This window comes from Pseudorhodoplanes sp. (genome assembly GCA_032027085.1).
In the GTDB taxonomy this organism is placed as follows: Bacteria; Pseudomonadota; Alphaproteobacteria; order Rhizobiales; family Xanthobacteraceae; genus Pseudorhodoplanes.
On sequence record JAVSMS010000001.1, the window covers coordinates 2,216,012 to 2,236,565 of the forward strand.

Below are 20,554 nucleotides of genomic sequence, written 5' to 3' on the forward strand. Positions count from 1 at the left end.
GTGAGTGATGGCGGATTTCATGGGCATGATGAAGCAGGCGGCCCAGCTTCAGGCGAAGATGCAGGCTCTCCAGCAAGAGCTTGAAACCATTGAGGTTGAAGGCTCCGCCGGCGGCGGCGTGGTTACCCTCAGGATGACCGCCAAGGGCGACGTCAAGGGCGTCAGGATCGACGATTTGCTGATGAAGGCCGAAGAAAAGGAGATCCTGGAAGACCTCATCGTTACAGCGCACGCCGACGCGAAGAAGAAGGCGGAAAACGTGATGCAAGACAAGATGAAGGCCTTGACCGGCGGTCTTTCGCTCCCGGCTGGTCTGAATCCCTTCGGATGAACAAGGATTTTGACGATTATCTGATCCGGCCCGATCCGCACGATCCGCGGCTCACCGAACATGTGAGGGGCGTTGATCAGACTGGCACCGCCATTGAAACCGTGGTGACGGTCGAACGCGCGCTGACGATCTATCTGAATTCGCAAGAGATCGTCACCGCGATGACGATCGGGGACCATCCTGATTATCTGGCCATCGGCTATCTGCTCAACCAGAACATGCTGAGACCGGACGATGTCGTCACCGAAGTAGATTATGACGAGGATCTTGCGGTGGTGGTGGTGCGGACCGAGCGCGCCACCAATTACGAACAGAAACTGAAGAAGAAAGTGCAGACATCAGGCTGTGCGCAAGGCACGGTGTTCGGCGATCTGATGGAAGCGCTGGAAAACATATCGCTGCCGCAGACCGAATTCCGCACGTCCTGGCTCTATGCCTTGACGCACAAGATCAACACCACGCCGTCGCTTTATCTGGAAGCGGGCGCGATCCATGGCTGCGTATTGGCCGAGAAGGATCGACCGCTGGTCTATATGGAAGATGTCGGGCGCCACAATGCAGTCGACAAGATCGCCGGATGGATGTTCAGGAACAAGGTGCCCGCGGCGAACAAGATTTTTTACACCACCGGTCGTCTGACGTCGGAAATGGTGATCAAGACCGTGCGCATGGGCATTCCTGTGCTGGTGTCGCGCTCGGGCTTCACCGCCTGGGGTGTTGAACTGGCCCGCAAGGCGAATCTGACGCTGATTGGACGCGCGCGCGGCAAGCGCTTTGTGGCGCTCGCCGGTCTCGACCGCATCGTGTTCGATCAGGACCTCGCCCATGTCGAGGACGAAAGCGCCAAGCACCGGCGCAAAGCGGCGGTTCATGACGACTGAGGTGCCGCCGACATTCGGGCTTGTGCTGGCAGGCGGTCTGGCGCGCCGCATGGGCGGGGGCGACAAGGCGCTGCTCCAGATTGGTGGCGCCACCATTCTGGACCGTGTTCTGGCCCGGTTGCGACCGCAATGTGCAGGCTTGGCGCTGAATGCCAATGGCGATCCGCATCGTTTCGCGCGTTTCGGACTTCCCGTCATCGCCGACACTGTTCCGGGATTTGCCGGGCCATTGGCCGGCATCCTGGCCGGGCTGGACTGGATTGCGGAAACTGCGCTCGACATCCAATGGATGGTCAGCGTTCCGGGCGATTGCCCGTTTCTGCCGGCAGACCTTGTCGCGCGCCTGCACGACGCTCGGGCGAAGGAAGGCGTCCCCCTGGCATGCGCGCGCTCGGGCGATTGGCGGCACCCGGTGGTTGGACTTTGGAAAGTCGCGCTACGTGAGGATTTGCGCCGGGCCTTGGTTGAAGAGGATTTGCGCAAGATCGAGGTCTGGACCGCACGTCACGGCATCGCCATTGCCGAGTGGCCGGACCAGCCGGTCGATCCGTTCTTCAACGTTAACACGCCCGACGATCGCGATCGCGCTACCGCTATTGCATTGCAAAACAGCAATGCTTAGCCCTTGATCATCCTGCCCAGTTCCTTCATTTTAATAATGAAAAACTGAGCTGGGAGGAGATTCATGAAAAGTTTTCTGATCGCCTGCGTGGTTGCAATCATCATCGCCGCAGGCGCATCCGTTGTCCTTGATCGTCTGCAGGAGCCCGTGTCGGTTGCCTACACCACGACGGGCGCGCGTATCTGATTGAAGTTCCCTTCAATTTGAGAGCACGGCGTAAGGGAAAAATCCGACGGTCGAGCCTGGCTCGACCGTCGTTGTGTCTTCCGGCAGTTCGACGAGACCGTCGGTTTGCGTCAGCGACGTGATGACGCCCGCACCGTCCTGCGGGTGCTTGGACGCGTCGAGACCGCCATCGGCTGCGCGTGTGAGCTTCACGCGCACATATTCGCGGCGGCCTTTCTTCTTGTGATAGGCAAAGGCTGCGCGCACAGGCAGCGGGACCAGCGGCTCGGATCTGGCTCCGGCAAGCTGCATCAACAACGGCCGCACCACCCGCACGAATGTCACAAAGGCGGCGACCGGATTGCCCGGCAAGCCGACGAGCGCCGCCCCGTCAAACACGCCCATCGCCACCGGCCGCCCGGGCTTGATGGCAACGCGCCAAAACACGAGCGTGCCGATGCGCTCCATCGTTTCGCGCACATAGTCGGCTTCGCCGGTTGAGACCCCGCCCGAGGTCAGGACCAGATCGTGGTCGCGAGCCGCATTTTGCAGGGCTTGCGCGACCTGGACGCGGTCGTCGCGCAGAATGCCGCCATCGGTGACATGCGCGCCCAACTGGTCGAGAAGCGCCGCCAGGAGAAAGCGGTTGGCGTCATAGGTTGCGGCTTCTGCAAGCGGCGATCCCGGCTCAGCAATCTCGTCGCCGGTCGAAAACAAGGCAACACGAAGCCGCCGCCGCACCGTCACGTGTGTAAGCCCGACCGCAGCGGCAAGGGCGACATGCGGAGCCGAGAGCAGGGTGCCTGCCGCCAAAATGACCGTTCCGGCCTTCACGTCTTCGCCGGTCAGGCGCCTATTGGCGCCGCGCTTCAGGCCCGCCGGCAGCACAACGTAATCGCCGTCAATGCGGCAATCCTCCTGCATGAAGACGGTATCGGCATTCCCCGGCATCGGTGCGCCAGTGAAAATCCGTGCGGCGTCGCCCGGGTTGAGCGGAGGCGCCGCTGAGCCTGCCGTCAGGTGCTCGACGATCTTGAGCCGGGTGTCACCATCGGGGTTCAAATCGGAATGCCGGACGGCGAACCCGTCGACCGCGGAATTGTCGAATGGAGGCAGCGAGACCGATGCCACGATATCCTGCACCAGCACGCGCCGGCGTGCCGCGCCAAGCGGCACTGGTTCTGTTTGCGCCACCGGCGTCACGCGCTCATGGATGATGCGCTCCAGCTCGTCAACCGGAAGCAAATCTCCGCCGAATGCGAAACAATCGTCGCTGAGCTGCGCCATCAGGCGGTTTCCACCCGTGTATCGAGTTCGCTCAACGGCATGGATTCCACGATCAGAAGGTCTGCGATCTTTTCGATATCGTTGAGATCGACGACCGGCACGGTTGCTTGCGGCAGGGGGCTGTCGCTGGCGACGGCAACAATCCAGTCGTCCTCGGGATGCAGCAGCGGTTTGCCATTTTCGACGCGGTGGATTTCCAACTTGGGAAATTTCTGCCGCTTAAAGCCTTCGATCAGGACCAGATCGACTTCGGACAGTTTGCCGAGAAGCTGGTGCAGATCCGGCTCCGGCCGCCCGCGCAGTTCATGCATCAGCGCCCAGCGGTTGCCGGAGACCACGAGGACTTCGGTGGCGCCAGCCGACCGGTGCTCGAAGGAATCCTTGCCCGGCCGGTCGACGTCGAAGGCGTGATGGGCATGTTTAAGAGTGGAAACGCGCTTGCCGCGGGCGATGAGCCGCGGCAGCACTTTCGTGAGAAGGGTGGTTTTGCCGGAGCCGCTCCAGCCTGCGAGACCGATGATGCGCATGCGGTCTTATATAGCAAAGCGCCCGGCGGGATACCGCCGGGCGCCGGGTCATTTTGGATTGGCTGGTAAATCTATTCGGCGGGGCTCGCCCGCGGGGTGGCGCCGGCCACCGGCCTGCGGCCGCTCTCCTCTTCAAGCCAAAGGCTGTGGTGCTGCTTGGCCCAGTTGACGTCGACCTCGCCGGTGCCCATGGCCTCGAAGGCGCCTTCCATTCCAATGGTGCCGATATAAATGTGGGCCAGCATGGCCGCCACGAACAAGACGCCGACGACAGCGTGCACGATCTGCGCGCCTTGCATGCTGGACACGGTCATGCCGCCATAGAATGGGAACATCAGAATATAGCCGCTGATCGCGGCGAGCGCGCCGCCGATGACGACGATCCAGTAGATCATCTTTTGGCCGGCATTGAAGCGGTAAGCTGGAGGATGGTCGTGTCCAAACAGGCCGCCGCCGCGCTTGACCCATTCGACATCCACCCGGCTCGGGATATTGCCGGCAATCCATATCAGGAAAATCAGGGCGACGCCGATGGTGAACGGGAAGCTGAGATAATTATGGGCATATTTGCCCCATTGTGACCATCCGGCGAAAGCGTCTGCGCCCATCAGAGGCAACAACAGCGTTTTTCCGAATGTGATGTTCAATCCGGAAATAGCGAGAACGATGAAGCAAGCCGCCGTCATCCAGTGCACAAAACGCTCGAAGGCGTTGAAGCGGACGATCGTACGGCCCGACCGCCCATTCTGGATCTTGATCATGCCGCGGGCCAGATAATAGCCGACCAGCAGTGCCAGCATGCCGATGATGGCAATGGCGCCGACCCAGTACAGCGTCACCTGGTGGAATTCCCGCCAGTCGCGGCCGGCCGGCTGGATCAGCGTGCCTTCCTTCTTGTCCGGAATGCTGACGCGGCCCTGCACCTGGCGCAGTTGCTGCAGCAACTGCTCCTCCTTGACCGCGCTTGCGGTCGGGTTGACCGACCCGTCAGGGTTGCGCTGCTGCGCGCTCACCGGTGCGGCGATGGCCAGGATGCAGATGAGTGCAATCGCGCCGACCGCCATGCGAATGGTGGTGAAAAACGTCGCCATCCCCATACCCTCCTTATTCTGTCCGTTGGCAAAACGGCCGGCGGCGAACAATAGGCCGCCGGCCTGCTCGCAAAGTTAAGACGCTATCGTCTCTCTGTAGGCGGTCTTCCACCCCCAGGCGCCGGAGCCGTAACCGCGCTTGACCACACGCTCCTTGTAGATCTGCGCGATGATCTCGCCGTCGCCGGCCAGCAGCGACTTGGTCGAGCACATTTCGGCGCAGAGCGGCAGCTTGCCTTCGGCGAGACGGTTTGAGCCGTATTTCTCGTATTCCGCCTGCGCATTGTCGGTTTCGGGGCCGCCGGCGCAGTAGGTGCATTTGTCCATCTTGCCGCGCGATCCGAAATTGCCCACCCGCGGATATTGCGGCGCGCCGAAGGGGCACGCGTAGAAGCAATAGCCGCAGCCGATGCAGAGGTCCTTGGAGTGCAGGACCACGGCGTCGGCGGTGGTGTAGAAGCAATTCACCGGGCACACCGCCGCGCAAGGCGCGTCGGTACAGTGCATGCAGGCCATCGACACCGATCGCTCGCCCGGCTTGCCGTCATTGATGGTGACGACACGCCGCCGGTTAATGCCCCACGGCACTTCGTGTTCGTTCTTGCAGGCGGTGACGCAAGCGTTGCATTCGATGCAACGATCGGCGTCGCAAAGAAATTTCATACGAGCCATGGTTGCGTCTCCTTATGCTGCCCTGATCTGGCAGAGCGTGACTTTGGGTTCCTGCATGCCGGTCGCAGGATCATAGCCGTAGGTGGTGATCGTGTTCGCGCTTTCGCCGAGCACAATCGGATCGGTGCCCTTCGGGTAATTGTCCCGCAGGTCCGCGCCGCCGAACCAGCCGCCGAAGTGGAAGGGCATCCAGGCGACACCCTTGCCGACGCGCTCGGTTACGAGTGCTTTCATCTTGGCCTGCGCGCTGTTCTCGGCGCCGGTCACCCAGACCCAGCCGCCATCCGTGATGCCGCGCTCGGCGGCATCGGCAGGACTGATCTCGATGAACATGTCCTGCTGCAACTCGGCGAGCCACGGGTTGGTTCGGGTTTCCTCACCGCCGCCTTCGTATTCGACCAGACGGCCGGACGAGAGGATGAGCGGGAACTGCTTGGCGATGCCCTTGTCGATCGCCGCCTTCTGCACCGAGAAGCCGATATTCGGCAGCCGGAACTGCTTGGCGTCGGGCAGCGTCGGATATTTCGACACCAGCTCGACACGTGGCGTGTAGATCGGCTCGCGATGCACGGGAACTGCATCGGGCAGGTTCCAGGCGACCATGCGCGCCTTGCCGTTGCCGTAAGGGATGCAGCCGTGCTTCAGGGCAACGCGCTGGACGCCGCCCGACAGGTCGGTCGACCACGAAACGCCGTCCGGCTTGTCGCCGCCGATCTTCTGGATCGTCGCAAGTTCCGCTGGTGTCAGGTCAGCGTCCCAGCCGAGCTTCTTCAGTACCCCGTAGGTGAACTCGGGATAGCCGTCCTTAATTTCGGACCCCTCCGAATAGACGCCGTCGGCAAGCAAGCTGACCTTGCGGGTGGTGCCGTCGGGCAGTTTCTCCTCGCGCTCGAGACCGAAGCGGGGCCGGAAGGTGCCGCCGCCGTCCATCGCCGCGCGGAACGGCGCGTAAAGCAACGGCGTGCCCGGATGCCGGACCTCGGGCGAACCCCAGCACGGCCACGGCAGACCGTAATAGTCGCCGCCGACCTCGGGATCGTCCTTCGGAGCGCGCGTGGTCACCAGATCGAATTTGTGCTGGTTCGCCATGTGCGCCTTGAGCCGCTCCGGCGACTGGCCGCAATAGCCGGTCGACCAACTGCCGCGATTGATTTCGCGCAGGATGTCCTCGGCCACCGGCAGGTTGTTCTCGACCTTGATGTTCTTGAACATCTTGTCCGCAAAGCCGAGCTTCTTTGCGAGCAGGTACATGATCTCAAGGTCGTCCTTCGATTCGAAGATCGGCTTGACGATCTGCTCGCCCCATTGCAACTGGCGCCCCGTGGCGACGCGGGAGCCCGAGCATTCGAACTGGGTCGCGACCGGAAGCAGATATGTGCCGTCCTTGCGGCCGGCCTGCACGGACAGCGAGGCCCAGGTCGTCGGATGCGGGTCGGCGATGACGAGAAGCTCAAGCGCCTTCAGCGCCTTCATCGACTCCGGAATACGGGTGATACTGTTGCTCGCGTGACCTTGCACGAACATCGCCTTGACGTTGTCTTTCTGCGCGACGTCGTTCTTCGGCAACAGCACCGCATCGAACCACCGCGTCAGCGGGATGCCGGGCGTGTTCATCATCTTGGGGTCGTCGAAACGCGACTTGAACCACTCGAAGTCGGTCTCCCAGACACGCGACCAGTGTTTCCACGCGCCTTCGGCGATGCCGTAATAGAACGGCAGCGTCACGATATCGAGACCGACGTCGGTGGCACCTTGCACGTTATCGTGGCCGCGCAGGATGTTGGCCCCGGTGCCCTGTTTTCCGATGTTGCCGGTCATCAGCAGTGCAATGCAGCTTGCCCGCACGTTCGCGGTGCCGACGCTGTGCTGGGTCTGGCCCATGCACCAGATGATGGTCGCCGGCTTCTCAGTCGCGAACATCTTGGCGACGCGCTCCATCTGAGCGCCAGGCACGCCGGTGACGCGCTCGCACTCTTCCGGGTTCCACTTCTCGATTTCCTTGCGGACTTCGTCGAAGCCGTACACGCGTTGGCGGATGAATTCCTTGTCTTCCCACCCGTTCTTCAGGACGTGCCACAGCATCCCGTACAGCACCGGAATGTCGGTGCCGGGACGGAAACGGACATATTCCGTCGCATGAGCCGCAGTGCGAGTCATGCGCGGGTCGAACACAATGAAGTTGCCCTTGTTGAGCTCCTTCGACTCGAGCATGTGCTGCATGCCGACAGGATGCGCCTCGGCGGCGTTACTGCCGATAAACAGCATCGTCTTGGCCACGCGCATGTCGTTGAGGTTATTGGTCATCGCGCCGTAGCCCCAGGTATTGGCTACGCCGGTCACCGTCGTCGAATGGCAGATGCGCGCCTGGTGGTCCGTGTTGTTGGTGCCCCAGTAGGCGCCGAGCTTGCGGAACCAGTAGGAGCCTTCGTTGGTCATCTTGGCGGAACCAAGCCAATAAACCGAATCGGCACCCGACTTTTCACGAATCTGCAGCAGCTTGTCGCCGATCTCGTTGATCGCGACATCCCAGGAGACGCGCGTCCACTGACCGTTGAGGAGCTTCATTGGATAGCGCAGGCGGCGGTCGCTATGCACGAGCTCGCGCACCGAAGCGCCTTTGGCGCAGTGCGAGCCGCGGTTGATCGGGCTGTCCCAACTCGGCTCCTGGCCGACCCAAACATCATTCACGACCTCGGCCGTGACGGTGCAGCCCACCGCGCAATGGGTGCAGATGCTCTTGCGGATGGTGATAGGTGCGCCCGGTTTCGCAAAACCGGCTTCCGCTTTGCGCATGCCGCCAAGCGGCAGCGCGCTGAGCGTCGCCAGTCCTCCGGCAGCAAGCCCGGAACGGCGCAGGAAGGTTCGGCGGTCGAGGCCGCCAGCGGATTGATTGCCGAGCGAAGCGGCGAGACTGCCGCGGCGCTTCTCGCGTTCTGTCCTTTTGATCAGCACGGCTATGCCTCCCTTTACTTGGCGCCCGGATAGCGGTTGACCCGGTAGAATGTCTGGACGTTTGCGGATTTGTCGTTGTAGCGAGCCTTCCGCTTTTCATCGTTGGTCTCGCTGTCCGCATGCGCGGATGTTGCGAGGGGTCCCGCGGCCGTCACGGCTACGCCGGCACCGGCGCCCATCGCGCGCAGAAAATCGCGGCGTCCGACCGCCGTCTTGCTGTCCCGTTTCATCGCCGTCTCCTCCGTTATCCTCGCCGTCGCGTTCAAACCGGAAGCGCGAAGGACTCCATCTCTATGTCAATGAACACCCGGCCAAGCGTTCCCACCTGCCGGTAGAAATCAGCTTCCTGGGCGCGCTCCAGATCGGCGAAGAAACGTCCGATCCACGGTGCCAGGTGCTTCTCGAAAATTTCCTGATCGGTTCCGGGGGGAGCCGGAAAACGCCCGCTCGCAAGGCCCGACATGATTTCACACAGCATGCCGGCGTGGTCTTCGGGTTCGACGTTGCCTTCGGCGCGCTCGATGCCAACCTTGATGAGATCGTCGCGCAAACTCGCAAGCGGACGCTCGTTCAGGAACCCGGTCAGATAATAGGATCCGTATGGCAGCAACTCGCCGCGGCCAATGCCGATGAAGAGGTTGAAAAACTCGCGCTCAACCTTCGACGCGTCCGCTTGCGCAGCGGCTTCCGCAAGCTGGAGATGAGCGAGGCCGAGCGGACTTGCATCGCCGCGCAATTGCGCCAGTGAGGCCAGCAAATCTGCATCAGGAGCGCGCACAAGCAGGGCGGCAAGCAGGGCATATTCCTGCGCTCGCGCAGAATCGACGTCATCAACGTTGCTGGTCATATCCGCCCCGCGCCCATACAGATCGGGGCGCAAGACCTCGCGCCCAACTCGGGTCACTGCTTCGACGGCAATGACTCGCTCCGCGGGAACGCGCTCCCAATTCGACACTGACGGTTGGGAAATACCGATTCGACGTGCGAGCTCGCTGACGCCGCCAGCAGCGCGGATCGCTTCTTCGAGTCCGAAGTCTCGCATCTCTCTTTGCCCATCTGAGAAGCGTTCCAAACAATACGCTTGCACTTTGGAATGGGTCAATAGTCAGAGGCTATGGCAGCGCGATTTAGCCGCAGGTACCAACGATTTAGGTGGGCAAGGCTCCGCCATGTCTGCGCCGCAAAGGTGGGCCGAAAGACGCAGCGGCGTCGCGATCTTGTTGCGTTGCGTCGTCATCTTTCTCGCAGCGCAGCAAACTGTCTTCGGTTGAGCTGCTCATCGGCCGCGAATTTGCCTCTCGCTCATTCAGCACAGTCTGAGCCGGACGTCTCTCGGCCGGTCCTTCAGTCAGCACCGGTGTGTTTTCCGCGTCAGCTGGCAGGGATTCAGATTGTCCAGCATCGCGATCGGCAGCCGGAGCGGCCGGCTGCACCGGCTCTTCATTGAAGAGTTGCGCCAGCATCCGCCTGACGTTGTCCGTGGGGACGAGAGGGCCAAATCCCTCAATGCTTTCGGGCTTTGTGAAATCCCAAGAATTTTCAGAGAGCCCGATAAAATCGCGAATCGCGGGATCGGCCGACCAGGCGCGGCGAAACGCCGCGCGGGACAGGGCGGCCGGAACGCCGGGCTGCATGAACACCCGCATATCCGTGTCCGGTCCGATCGAATCCAGCGACGGCAATTTGGACAGATCGAATACCGGCTCGGATTCTTTCGCGGGCGAATTATCCGAATTGGCAGGATGGTCGGGAGCGGGCTGTACGGATTTGCCGGTCGTATCCTGCGCGCGGGATGAGGCTTCCTCCGCCTTCGCTTCGCGTTTGCGGCGTGACCAGCGCGTGAGGAAATCGTCGGAATTGGTCATCGTTTTCGTCCGTCGGATTCGTCCTGCATCGGCACTCGCCGCGCCAGCGCCTCCGGCTTCTCACGAGTACGCTTGCGCTTGACGAATTGGTGCTCCACGTGATGCTCGGCGACGAATGCGGCGATGATGTCGCACACGTTGTCCGGCATCGGCAGGCGCTCAACGATGTTCGAGCCGGCTTCCGTATAGCTTTCACCCTCGCTCGGATCGGCCGTCACTTTCACGAGTTTGTATGGCGGATCACTTGCCGTCGGCTGCAGCACAACCCATAGCGAACAATCGCCGGCCAGATTATCGCGATAATGCGCCGTTTCTGTCCGGTACAGTTCTATTTCGACGCTACCGGCGTAATATGTGATCGCATCCTCCTGGCTTGACAATATAGTCCACGCAGGTGTCTCCGGCTCGCCGACGAGGATTGAAATCGGCTGCCATGTATAATCGAGCCATTGCGTTGCCGCCTTGCGGCGGGCGACAACAACGCCAACGGGGATTTGCGCCAGCGCCGTGCTCATGACACCGCCTCCAATTGGCGGATCGGCAAACCGGTCAGCAGATTTTGCGGCTTCATGCGGATTACCTTCTCCGGCGACATGGCCAGAATAAGATAAACCGGCTCCTGGCCGACATTCTCCAGCACGATATGTGGGTCGCGGAACCTGAGGCGGAAGAGGCCGACCACCTGCGCCTGCGTGGCGTCGTCGATGTCGTCGCCATTCCACAAAGCATCGCCGATGCGTGTGCCCTCCGCGTCAAGCCCGACATACCAGGTAAAGTTGACGTCGCGCATCTCGACCAGCGGCTCAACATCCACGTCGATCGCCATCATGTGTGAAATCCAGTGCCTGATCGCCTCGCCGAGGGCGGCGAGGCCGCGGCGGCCAGCGGTCAGATCGAGTGCGGCGTGGAACAGGTCACTGTGCTCCCAATAGAAATGAGCATTGTCATCGCTCAGCACATCGATGTCGGCCTGCGCCGGAATGCCTAGCATCGACACAAGCGGAGACGCGGGCGTCTCGCCGGCGCCGCTGATGGTTTCCTCGTCGGCGGCAATGAGCGAGCCTTCATGCAATGTCAGCCGCTGCGGTCGGAAGAACATTTCCGCGGCCCGCAGGACGAAGGGATCCTCGCAGCCATCCAGGGCGTTGCGGAGGATGACGTGGACAAGCTGGTTGACGAACAATGGCGGCGTTGAACCGGCGCCGTTGCGAACCAGATCGGCATAGGCGGATTCCAATGTCGCATGCTGAATCAGACGGTCCCGAAAAGCGATCATCAACGTCCAATTGTCGCGCGCATCGGCGTCGGCAATGGCCGCGATCTCGGACGCGCTGACTTTACGGCGCGGATCGGCGAGCAGCGCAGCGTGCAGGGATTTCTCGGCCGCGCAGGCGTCAGGCGGCGGCGCCAGTTCCGGCCGCGCCAGATAGACTTTCAGGAATTCATCGGTGACAACGAGGCCGCCGCCTTCGTTGCGATCGAGCAAATGGTGTCCGCACGCGAGCCAGAAGTCCTTCACTTGCGGTCTCCCTGCACGAGATTAACCAAATCGATGCGTTCGGCCGGTTCGTCGTCCTCGCCTTCAACATCAAGAAACGAGAATGCCCGCAAGGGTTTTGCACCCGCGCGCGGGCGCAACGTGCGGAAGGCTTCGCGCATTTCGCCGTTGTCGAATGTACGATGAACAGCAATCAGGGTATCGACCGGCTGGGTACACAGCGATTCAGCAAAGGTCACTTCCTCATCCGCAGCCGCACGCGCGCTGGCCCGGTCAGGAGCGCCGAATTTCTCAATCAGACGATCCGCCAGCGCATCAATCAGTTCAGCACGGTCGTTGTCAGAGGCATCCACGATCTGCACCAGCGTGGACCAGCCCAAAGATTGCACGCCGAGAAATCCGGCGCGAAAAGCCGTGCGCGCCTTGCCTTGCAACAGCGTCGGATCGGCATCGGAAAACACGAAAGCGCCGGTGACGGCCCATTCGCCCGGCTCGGCTGCATGTTCAAACACGAATGTGTCGGAGGGATCGAGGCGGATCGTGCGCAGCAATTTCATGCGCGCGGCCCTCGCGTTTTCGGGTCATACCAGCCCGGTTGCAGCAGGGCGGGAACCAGCTTGTGACGCTCCACCTCAACCTTGCCCATGCGGCGGAGCAGAAGATCGCCGTTCTCGTCGATGTCCCGCCGCACGCCTTTTTCAGGATGGGGCGCAAGGCGCGGCAGGTAGGATTTGGTCACTGCGGAAAACCCGTATTGCTGCCAAGCATCAAGCGTGACCATCAGATGGCGCGAAAAGATTTCGAGCATGCGGTCCGACGCCAGATCGTCAAAGCCTTCGTCTTCAAGGGCGGATGTCAAGGGATGAAGGCCGGCTTCCCCTTCGGCGAGAGAGACGAGGCGGATCATGGCGCCGAAGACCAGCCATTGCGGCGGCTCATTTTCATCGGCGCCCTCCGGCCAAGCCAATCGTCCGCCGCCGACCAAGCCGCCATTCACGTTAATCGTGTCAGGCCACGCAATTTCAATCGGCATATTTGGCGGCGCCTGAACGATCAGGGCATCGGCGAGCGCCGACATGCCCGCGTATATTGTGCGCCGCGCAGTACGCAGCGGTTCTTCCGGCTCCAGAACAACGGCAAACTCGGCAAGGTCGAAACGGCCTACATAGACAAGCGTTCCGGCACCTTCTTCTCCTGCATTTGCCACGGCATGAGCGAACGCGTCGCCCACTTCACGTAACGTGACAAGCCGGAATGGCGGCGGCAGCTCAATCGCAAGCGTGGTGGGACTTGAGGTGCGGATGGACATGGGCGGCGGTTTACGCTCCGGCTCTGACCTTTAGTTTGGTACAATTATAAGCTATGGAAGCGTATGACCAGTCCACGACGGGTCATTGGATACGCTGGGGCGCGCGTTTGTGGAGTCGGAATGGCGGAAAAAAAGCGGCAGATCGTCATGTGTTCCTGCGAGGACACAATGCCGCTCGATATCGACACCCTGCGTCGGACATGTCGCAATGCCGAGGTGACGTCCGGCCGGCAATTCTGCCGAGCAGAGCTGGAGCGTTTTGGCAAAATTGCGGCAGGCGCCGACACGATCACGGTGGCCTGCACGCAGGAATCGCCGGTCTTCACCGAGGTTGCAGCTGAAGCCGGCGGTCCCGAACCGACGTTCGTGAACATTCGGGAAAATGCGGGCTGGTCGAAAGACTCAGCCAAGGCCGGTCCCAAGATCGCCGCGCTGCTGGCCATGGCGGCGGAGCCCGTCGCCGATGTTCCCTTTGTCGGATTCAGCAGCGAAGGTGTTGTTCTGATTTATGGCCGCGACGAGAAGGCGCTCGAAGCCGCAGAGCTGCTGAAGGATCATCTCGATATCACCGTCATGGTTTCCCGGCCGGTGGATTTGCCGCCGCGGCGCAAAACCGATTATCCGGTGGTGCAGGGAACAGTCCGGTCCGCCAAAGGCTATCTCGGAAGATTCGAGGTTGCGGTGGATGCCTATGCGCAGGCCGCGCCGTCGTCCCGCGACAAGCTGGTGTTCGGCGCCCCGCGCGACGGCGCCACTTCGCAATGCGACATTATCCTTGATGTGTCAGGTGGTGTGCCGCTGTTCGCCGCCGCCGATTTGCGCGAAGGCTACCTGCGCGCCGATCCCGGCGATCCGGCCGCGATCTTGCGCGCGGCGATGAAAGCGCGCGATCTGGTCGGCACCTTCGACAAGCCGCGCTATATCAATTTCAAGGAAGAGCTCTGCGCTCATTCCCGCTCGCGCATTGTCGGCTGCCGGCGGTGTCTCGATCTGTGTCCGGCAGGCGCGATTGCGCCGGCCGGCGATCATGTTGCGATCGATCCGCATATCTGCGCCGGCTGCGGCCAATGCGCGGCCGTCTGTCCGACCGGCGCCGCAAGCTACGCCTTGCCGCCTGCCGATGCGCTGATGCAGCGGCTGCGAACTCTGCTGTCCACATACCGGGAGGCGGGAGGCAAGCAGCCGGTCTTGCTGATTCATGACGAAGCGCACGGCACTGAGCTGATTGATGCTTTGGCGCGTTATGGCGATGGCTTGCCGGCGAATGTCTTGCCGGTCGCGGTGAATGAGGTGACCCAGGTCGGGCTTGAAGCGATTGCGGCTTCGCTTGCCTATGGCGCCGCGAGTGTCCGCCTGCTTTTGCGCGACCGTCCGCGCCACGACGTCACCGGGCTTCGCCGCACGATCGATCTCGCCATGCCGATCCTGTCCGGACTGGGTTTTGCGGGCGACGCCGTCGCCACCATCGAGACCGATGATCCGGATGTGCTGGCCGAAAGCCTGCGTGCCACAAGTGCCGCAAAAGAAATCGATCGTCCCGCCTCTTTCCGTGCCGTCGGCGGCAAGCGCGATGTGCTGCGCCTGGCCTTGCGGGAGCTGCATCGGGCGTCGCCGGCACCGGTTGACGTCATCGCGCTGCCCGCCGGGGCGCCGTTCGGTATGGTGGACGTCAAGGTCGAAGGCTGCACGTTGTGCCTTGCCTGCGTTTCGGCATGCCCGACCGGCGCGATGTCGGCCGATCCGGAACGGCCGATGCTCAAATTCACCGAAGACGCCTGCGTCCAGTGTGGACTGTGCGCGGCGACCTGTCCGGAAAAAGTCATCACGCTGAGGCCGCAACTCGATTTCCGCGCGGCGACGGCGTCGGCGCGCGTCGTGAAGGAAGAAGAGCCGTTCCATTGCATCAGTTGCGGAAAGCCTTTTGGCGTGAAGAGCACGATCGAACGCGTGACCGCCAAGCTTGAGGGCAAGCACTGGATGTTCAAGGGACAGGCGAAGCGCCTCGATATTCTCAAGATGTGCGAGGATTGTCGCGTCATCGCCATGACCGAAGAGAGCTTCGATCCTTACGGCGCGCCGGAGCGGCCGAAACCGCGCACCACCGAGGACTATCTGCGCGAGCGCGAAGAGAAGCCGCAGGGCTAAGGCTATTTCCCGTTGGTCGCCCGCGCCAGGAAGTCCACCAGCGCCTTGCGATCCGCGGCCGAGCCGATGGTCTGCTCCGGCATTTTCGTTCCGGGCGTATAGGCAGCGGGCCCGATCTCAAACAGCTTCGACACCGTTTCGGGCGTCCAGATGATGTCGAGTTTTTTCAGCGGCTCGGAGAAATTGTAACCGGGCAGGGTCGCGATCTTGCGGCCGAAAATCCCGGCGAGCGTGGGACCGGCGCGATTGCCTTCGTCCGGCGATAAGGTGTGGCACGCAATGCAGGCGCGATAGACTTCCGCGCCGCGGTCGCCGGCATAGGCGGCGAGTGGGTCACCGTTGCCGTTGATCGGGACCGCGCCGATATGCTCTCCGCTCTCCGCGTTCCAGCGCCGCACCAGCCGATCCGTTCCGCCGGTCAGCAGCATCTTGCTGTCAGGAAAAAAGGCAACCGACCAGACCGGCAGGCCGGGGCCGACCAGCGTGCGAAGGACTTTGCGCTCTTTACGATCGACAATGGCGACAGAGCCGCGAATGCCGGCGGCGGCAATGAGCCGGCCATCCGGCGAAACGGCAAGCGAAATGATCGGCGTTTCAGCGGCTTCCAGATCGCCGCGCGCTTCGCCCTTGGGAGAAACGAAGAACAGTCTTCCGGTAGCGCCGGCGGCAATGATCTCGCCGTCGTTGGCGACGGCAATCGCGTTGAGTGGCGCGGGAACGGTGGTAACGAATGGCTCGCCATTGCCGTTGAGCGGCCAGATGCGAATGGTCGCATCGTATCCTGCGCTGACGAGCGATTGGCCGTCGGGAGTGAATGCAACGCCGTTGACATTCTGCGTGTGGCCTTCCAATACGCGGGGCGCGCCACCGGACAGCGGCCAGATCCGAATTGTGCGATCCCATGATGCAGAGGCGAGAGATGCGCCATCCGCAGATGCTGCGATCGAGACAATCGGTGCGGTGTGTCCGGTGAAAGTAAGCGCCGGGGTGGGCTGATCCGGCTGCCAGATTGCCACGCGGCCGTCCTCGCCGCCGGTGGCGAGACGGCCGTCCTTCAGGAAGGTCACCGCATTGACCGCACTCTCATGAAACCTGAGGACTTGGGTGGCGGAATTGCGTTCGAGCGACCAGCGGATCGCGGATGTATCGAAGCTGCCGGTAATCGCGGTCTTCCCATCCGGCGCCACCGCCACCGACCGCACTGGACCGCCATGTCCCCGCAGCTGCGCTTTGGCAGTCGTGCAAAAAGACGTCACGGCAAGGGCGGCAGCTGCACAGCAATAAACGAGTCTCTTTCTCACGCAGGTACCTCATCAGCCGGGACGCGGACCATGGAACTCGTCGAAAGCCCAACATGTTATACTGAGTGAGTGTGTTCAATAGGGCATTGGATGCTCATATGGACATCACCACCAAGACAGTCGCGCTGATTTTCGGGATCGTGTTTATTGTCGGCGGCATCCTTGGTTTCGTTCCCAACCCCCTAGTGTCGCCGACCGGGATTTTCGCGGTCAATACGGCGCATAATCTCGTTCATCTTGTTTCCGAGATCGCCATTCTGGCTGGCGCGTACAGCAACATCGGGGCCGCGCTGAGTTGAAAATCTTCGGCGTCATCGACGCAATTATGGCACTGCTTGGACTGGCGACCAGCGGCAACATGATGCTGGGAACCATTCTGATGAACCACGCCGATCACTGGCTGCATGTGGCGCTTGCGGTGATGATCCTCGCAGCGGGATTCCTGCTGCCGGACGAGCATGCGGCACAGCGTTAGCAGGATCGGATCCGCGCTAATTGGCGCTCGGTGTCATTCCGAGCGCGCGGATTTGTTCCTTTGTCTTCTCATCGTCCAGGATGGCGAGGAAAGTCTGCACCGCGGGGCGATGCCGGCGCTCGTCGACAAGGATGAAGTCGTATTGCTCCGGCGCGAGAGGCAGGAATTTCAGCTCATAGAGTCGTGCGACCGGTTCAATCGCAACGCCCCAGTCAGCCCGGCCCTGCGCGATGGCGGCGGCGACAGCGTTATGCGAGCGCGGCTGATTGGCGTAGCCTGGCGGACGCTTGCCGCCCAGCAACTTGTCGATCAGCACGCGCGTGCCGGCGCCGGCATTGCGGTTGATCATCAGACAGGATGAATCCGCCACAGCGGCGGTGATCGCCTCGTCGGCCGTCTTGTTTTCGAAGCGCGTGTCGCCCGCACGAAAGAGAAATCCCTGCATGCGCGTCCAGCCAGGCACGAGCGACATGCCTGGCGACAGCAAATGTTTGTTGTAGGTGCCGGTCTGCGGGTCGATGAGGTGCACGGGCGCCAGATCGCATTCTCCGCGTTGAGCTGCGGCGACGCCTCCATGGCTGCCGATGGCGATCACCCGCGCGGCGAAGCCGCGCTCTGCCAAGGCGCCGATGACGACATCAAGCGCGACGTCATGGCTGCCCATGATCACGATGTCGGGGGCGCGCGCGGCGCTGCCAATCAAGGTGACCTCGGCGCGTGTACCGGCGTCCATCGCATTGGCAAGCGCGTCAATCTCCAGAAAGCCGTCCGATTGCGAGAAGGTCGTGACCGAGCCGGAGCCTTTCGCGGAGGGAAACGCCACCTTGCCCTCAGGACTGTCGATCAGAGACACCAGCACAAATTCCTTGCGGCCCAATTCGGAAGCAATGCGGGCCGGGACTGTTGCCATCTCCGTCTTTGCCGTTTCCGGGGGTAGACCGGCGCGCGCGCGGATGACCGGCGCGACAAAAGCGTGGAAGGTGAAGATCGCGGACGTCGGAAAGCCAGGGAGCACGATCAACGGCTTGCCGTTCACCGCCGCCAGACATAGCGGCTTGCCCGGTTTCAGCGCGACGCCATGCACCAGAATGCCGGGCTTGCCGAGTTTCGTGACGATGCGGTGCGACAGATCGCCGGCACCTTTGGACGTGCCGCCCGACAGAATGACCACGTCACAATCCGCCAGCGCCCGGCGCATCGCGGTTTCGAGCGCCTTTTCGTCATCCGGGAAAGCGCCGAATGCGATCGGCTCGCCGCCGGCTTCGGTGACGGCGGCGGCGATGATCGCACCGTTGCTGTCATAAATGCCGGCGGGCCGCAGCGGTTGGCCAAGCGGCACGAGTTCGTCGCCGGTCGACAGCACGGCCACGCGCGGCTTTCGGATCGCATCCACCTTGTCGATGCCGCATGCAGCCAGCATGCCGATCTCACGGGAACTGATGCGCGTGAGGCGGCGCAGCAGGGTTTCGCCGCGGGCAATGTCGGTACCGGCATAAGCGATGAACTGGCCCGGTGCGGCAGCGCGGCGGACTTCGATGCGCGGCGCGCCGCCCTCGTCAAGTAGTTCGGTGTGCTCGATCATGACAACCGCATCGGCGCCGCGTGGGATCATGCCGCCGGTCGCGATCACGGTCGCCGTGCCGGACTGCACCTCAAGCAGCGGGGCATGGCCGCACGCAATGACCTCCTCATTTAATTGCAGATGGCGGGGCGCCTGCTCCATCGCACCGGCTGTGTCGGCGCAACGCACCGCGAATCCGTCGACGCCGGAACGGTCGAATGACGGCACGTCGACCGGCGCAGCGATGTCATGTGCAAGAACCCGGCCCAGGGCATCGGCAAGCGGAAGAGATTCGGCGGGCAGCGGCGACAGGTCGATAGGCCGGGTGAATCGCTCGCGCGCCTGTTCTGGAGATACGACCTCGAGAAACTGCTCCTGACGCGCGGCCTGACGGATTGCTGCAAGCAGGTCTGCCGATGCTTCGGATTTGGCACTCATGGCAGCGGCCTCACAGCCACAGACGCGCCTGCGGGATATCCTTCGCTTTGGGCGGGAACGGATATCCACCCATCGGCGCGTGCCAGCACTTGTAGCGACAGGTAGGTTGAGCCGAGGGGCTCGGCCTGCCCGTCCTTGCAGGCGACAGCGATCAACTCGGTAATTCCCAGCGACGACGACACTTTCCGCGTCAGACGGGCAATACGTCCTGCATCATCCGGTGGCCGTCCGCAGAGGCGAGCAAGGATAGGTTCGCCGACAAAAAGCCAGCAGGCGATCGTTGCATCCAGACGGCCCGGACTCAGCAGCACAGGTCTGCCGCCGACAAAGCCGAAGGCGGCGGTCTCTCCGGGCGAAATGGCGATGCCATGGAACTTAAGCTCACCACTATCGGCCAGACTCGCGACGGCATTGTCGTGCCGGCCGGTACCGGTGCCGCCAATGCCGATCACAGCGTCGGCATCAGCAGCGCGTAACGCTTCTGCCAGATCGCCTTCTGCGCAAGAGACGGGGTGGCCGCCGGCTGTTGCGACGGCATGCTTCATCCACGTCGTCGCTGCGTCGAGAATCGTGTCGTCTCCTTGTCTGCTCTGCAGGACGCAAATGCGCGGCGCACGAACATCGACATCCGGAACGGAAGCGGCACGAAGAATAGCGATGTCGCGATGACGCATCACGTGTCCGGAACAAAACAAGGGAGCCATCGGCCCGGCATCGGCGCCGAACGGCAATACGCCGTCTCCAATCGTGGCCGGCGACAGAACTGCGCCCGTTGCGCCCTGAATTGCGACAACGTCCTGCGGGAGAATGGAATCAGTGCCCGGTGGCAACGCATCACCCGCATTCACAAATGAGGGCGAAGCAATCACAACAGGTGCATACGAACTGGCATCGCGTGTTGCTTCCGCCTCGACGGCATATCCGTCGCGCAGCGCAATGGCCTGTGCGGGCAATGACTGCGCGACATGAATGTCTTCCGAAAGCGTGAGGCCAACCGCTGAGGAAATATCCTGCCGGCTCAGTGCGACCGGCTTCACATGAGAATCGATATGGGCCAGAACTTCGGCGAGCGGCGTGAGCCGCGCAATGCGCTGGTCTGTCTTGATCTCGGATGCCATTCTGTGTTTCTGGCGAAGCCTTTATAAAGGGTCAAGCAAACTGCGCTGCAGCGGTTAGCGATGAGGCCAGGTCATAGGCTTGGGCTATGGGATGATGGAAAAGTCGATTAATCTGCGGGGCCTGAAATGCCCGCTGCCGGCGCTGAAGACCCGCAAGGTCCTCTCCGGCCTCGCGACGGGCGACATCATTGTGGTTGAATGCACAGATCCCCTGTCGGCGATCGACATTCCCAATCTCCTGCGCGAAACCGGAGATGCGCTTGAAAGCAGCTTGCGCGACGGCGACCTGCTGGTTTTTCGCATTCGCAAGACCTAA

23 protein-coding genes are annotated in these 20,554 nt (G+C 62.1%); 8 read left to right on the forward strand and 15 right to left on the reverse strand.

Going from position 1 to position 20,554, the window contains the following annotated elements:
* The first annotated feature begins 7 nt into the window (after positions 1-7).
* The 4 genes from RO009_10755 to RO009_10770 all read left to right on the forward strand — a co-directional run bounded on the left by RO009_10755 (position 8) and on the right by RO009_10770 (position 2,020).
* Complete coding sequence (locus RO009_10755) at positions 8-331, forward strand: YbaB/EbfC family nucleoid-associated protein (GenBank protein ID MDT3685506.1); 324 nt, start codon at positions 8-10, stop codon at positions 329-331.
* Positions 328-1,212, forward strand: coding sequence for a formate dehydrogenase accessory sulfurtransferase FdhD (locus RO009_10760; GenBank protein MDT3685507.1), 885 nt, complete (start codon positions 328-330; stop codon positions 1,210-1,212). The genes RO009_10755 and RO009_10760 overlap by 4 nt, the downstream gene beginning before the upstream one ends.
* Positions 1,202-1,834 (forward strand): molybdenum cofactor guanylyltransferase MobA, encoded by a 633-nt coding sequence (gene mobA / locus RO009_10765; GenBank protein ID MDT3685508.1) that lies wholly within the window; start codon positions 1,202-1,204, stop codon positions 1,832-1,834. The genes RO009_10760 and mobA overlap by 11 nt, the downstream gene beginning before the upstream one ends.
* A gap of 63 nt (positions 1,835-1,897) precedes the next feature.
* Positions 1,898-2,020, forward strand: a complete 123-nt coding sequence (locus RO009_10770) for a hypothetical protein (protein MDT3685509.1) — start codon at positions 1,898-1,900, stop codon at positions 2,018-2,020.
* A 12-nt stretch (positions 2,021-2,032) separates the two neighbouring features.
* On the opposite strand, the gene RO009_10775 is transcribed toward RO009_10770, so the two are convergent.
* From RO009_10775 to RO009_10830, 12 genes are all read right to left on the reverse strand, one after another.
* Positions 2,033-3,286, reverse strand: coding sequence for a molybdopterin molybdotransferase MoeA (locus RO009_10775; protein ID MDT3685510.1), 1,254 nt, complete (start codon positions 3,284-3,286; stop codon positions 2,033-2,035).
* Positions 3,286-3,813, reverse strand: coding sequence for a molybdopterin-guanine dinucleotide biosynthesis protein B (gene mobB / locus RO009_10780; protein ID MDT3685511.1), 528 nt, complete (start codon positions 3,811-3,813; stop codon positions 3,286-3,288). Before mobB ends, RO009_10775 begins: the two co-directional genes overlap by 1 nt.
* A gap of 71 nt (positions 3,814-3,884) precedes the next feature.
* Entirely contained in the window at positions 3,885-4,904 is a 1,020-nt protein-coding gene (locus tag RO009_10785) for a formate dehydrogenase subunit gamma (GenBank protein MDT3685512.1), read from the reverse strand.
* 75 nt (positions 4,905-4,979) lie between these two features.
* A complete protein-coding gene (gene fdh3B, locus RO009_10790; protein ID MDT3685513.1) occupies positions 4,980-5,576 on the reverse strand; it encodes a formate dehydrogenase FDH3 subunit beta in 597 nt (198 codons plus the stop codon).
* A gap of 12 nt (positions 5,577-5,588) precedes the next feature.
* Entirely contained in the window at positions 5,589-8,528 is a 2,940-nt protein-coding gene (locus RO009_10795; protein MDT3685514.1) for a formate dehydrogenase subunit alpha, read from the reverse strand.
* 14 nt (positions 8,529-8,542) lie between these two features.
* The gene (locus RO009_10800) at positions 8,543-8,758 is read right to left on the reverse strand and encodes a twin-arginine translocation signal domain-containing protein (protein MDT3685515.1); all 216 of its coding nucleotides are present in this window, start codon (positions 8,756-8,758) and stop codon (positions 8,543-8,545) included.
* A 32-nt stretch (positions 8,759-8,790) separates the two neighbouring features.
* On the reverse strand, positions 8,791-9,570 hold the full coding sequence (locus tag RO009_10805) for a Cro/CI family transcriptional regulator (protein ID MDT3685516.1): 780 nt from the start codon (positions 9,568-9,570) through the stop codon (positions 8,791-8,793).
* Between the two features lie 106 nt (positions 9,571-9,676).
* The gene (locus tag RO009_10810) at positions 9,677-10,393 is read right to left on the reverse strand and encodes a DUF3306 domain-containing protein (GenBank protein MDT3685517.1); all 717 of its coding nucleotides are present in this window, start codon (positions 10,391-10,393) and stop codon (positions 9,677-9,679) included.
* Positions 10,390-10,908 carry a DUF3305 domain-containing protein gene (locus RO009_10815; GenBank protein MDT3685518.1) on the reverse strand — a complete coding sequence of 173 codons (519 nt, stop codon included), beginning with the start codon at positions 10,906-10,908 and terminating at the stop codon, positions 10,390-10,392. Before RO009_10815 ends, RO009_10810 begins: the two co-directional genes overlap by 4 nt.
* On the reverse strand, positions 10,905-11,912 hold the full coding sequence (locus RO009_10820; protein ID MDT3685519.1) for a DUF6352 family protein: 1,008 nt from the start codon (positions 11,910-11,912) through the stop codon (positions 10,905-10,907). The genes RO009_10815 and RO009_10820 overlap by 4 nt, the downstream gene beginning before the upstream one ends.
* Complete coding sequence (locus RO009_10825; GenBank protein MDT3685520.1) at positions 11,909-12,448, reverse strand: DUF6505 family protein; 540 nt, start codon at positions 12,446-12,448, stop codon at positions 11,909-11,911. Before RO009_10825 ends, RO009_10820 begins: the two co-directional genes overlap by 4 nt.
* Positions 12,445-13,200 (reverse strand): biotin/lipoate--protein ligase family protein, encoded by a 756-nt coding sequence (locus RO009_10830; protein MDT3685521.1) that lies wholly within the window; start codon positions 13,198-13,200, stop codon positions 12,445-12,447. The genes RO009_10825 and RO009_10830 overlap by 4 nt, the downstream gene beginning before the upstream one ends.
* A 168-nt stretch (positions 13,201-13,368) precedes the next feature.
* Between RO009_10830 and RO009_10835 the strand changes: the two genes are divergently transcribed.
* The gene (locus RO009_10835; GenBank protein MDT3685522.1) at positions 13,369-15,345 is read left to right on the forward strand and encodes a 4Fe-4S dicluster domain-containing protein; all 1,977 of its coding nucleotides are present in this window, start codon (positions 13,369-13,371) and stop codon (positions 15,343-15,345) included.
* A gap of 2 nt (positions 15,346-15,347) precedes the next feature.
* Here the strand turns inward: RO009_10835 and RO009_10840 are convergent, their stop codons facing one another.
* Positions 15,348-16,646 carry a c-type cytochrome gene (locus RO009_10840; GenBank protein ID MDT3685523.1) on the reverse strand — a complete coding sequence of 433 codons (1,299 nt, stop codon included), beginning with the start codon at positions 16,644-16,646 and terminating at the stop codon, positions 15,348-15,350.
* A gap of 98 nt (positions 16,647-16,744) precedes the next feature.
* Between RO009_10840 and RO009_10845 the strand changes: the two genes are divergently transcribed.
* Together RO009_10845 and RO009_10850 are read left to right on the forward strand one after the other, a co-directional pair.
* A complete protein-coding gene (locus tag RO009_10845; protein ID MDT3685524.1) occupies positions 16,745-16,945 on the forward strand; it encodes a hypothetical protein in 201 nt (66 codons plus the stop codon).
* Between the two features lie 26 nt (positions 16,946-16,971).
* Complete coding sequence (locus RO009_10850) at positions 16,972-17,121, forward strand: hypothetical protein (protein ID MDT3685525.1); 150 nt, start codon at positions 16,972-16,974, stop codon at positions 17,119-17,121.
* 16 nt (positions 17,122-17,137) lie between these two features.
* Here RO009_10850 and RO009_10855 read toward each other — a convergent pair whose 3' ends face one another.
* Both RO009_10855 and RO009_10860 read right to left on the reverse strand, forming a co-directional pair.
* Complete coding sequence (locus RO009_10855; protein ID MDT3685526.1) at positions 17,138-19,120, reverse strand: molybdopterin biosynthesis protein; 1,983 nt, start codon at positions 19,118-19,120, stop codon at positions 17,138-17,140.
* Positions 19,117-20,238 (reverse strand): molybdopterin-binding protein, encoded by a 1,122-nt coding sequence (locus tag RO009_10860; protein ID MDT3685527.1) that lies wholly within the window; start codon positions 20,236-20,238, stop codon positions 19,117-19,119. Before RO009_10860 ends, RO009_10855 begins: the two co-directional genes overlap by 4 nt.
* A gap of 94 nt (positions 20,239-20,332) precedes the next feature.
* Between RO009_10860 and RO009_10865 the strand changes: the two genes are divergently transcribed.
* Complete coding sequence (locus tag RO009_10865) at positions 20,333-20,554, forward strand: sulfurtransferase TusA family protein (protein MDT3685528.1); 222 nt, start codon at positions 20,333-20,335, stop codon at positions 20,552-20,554.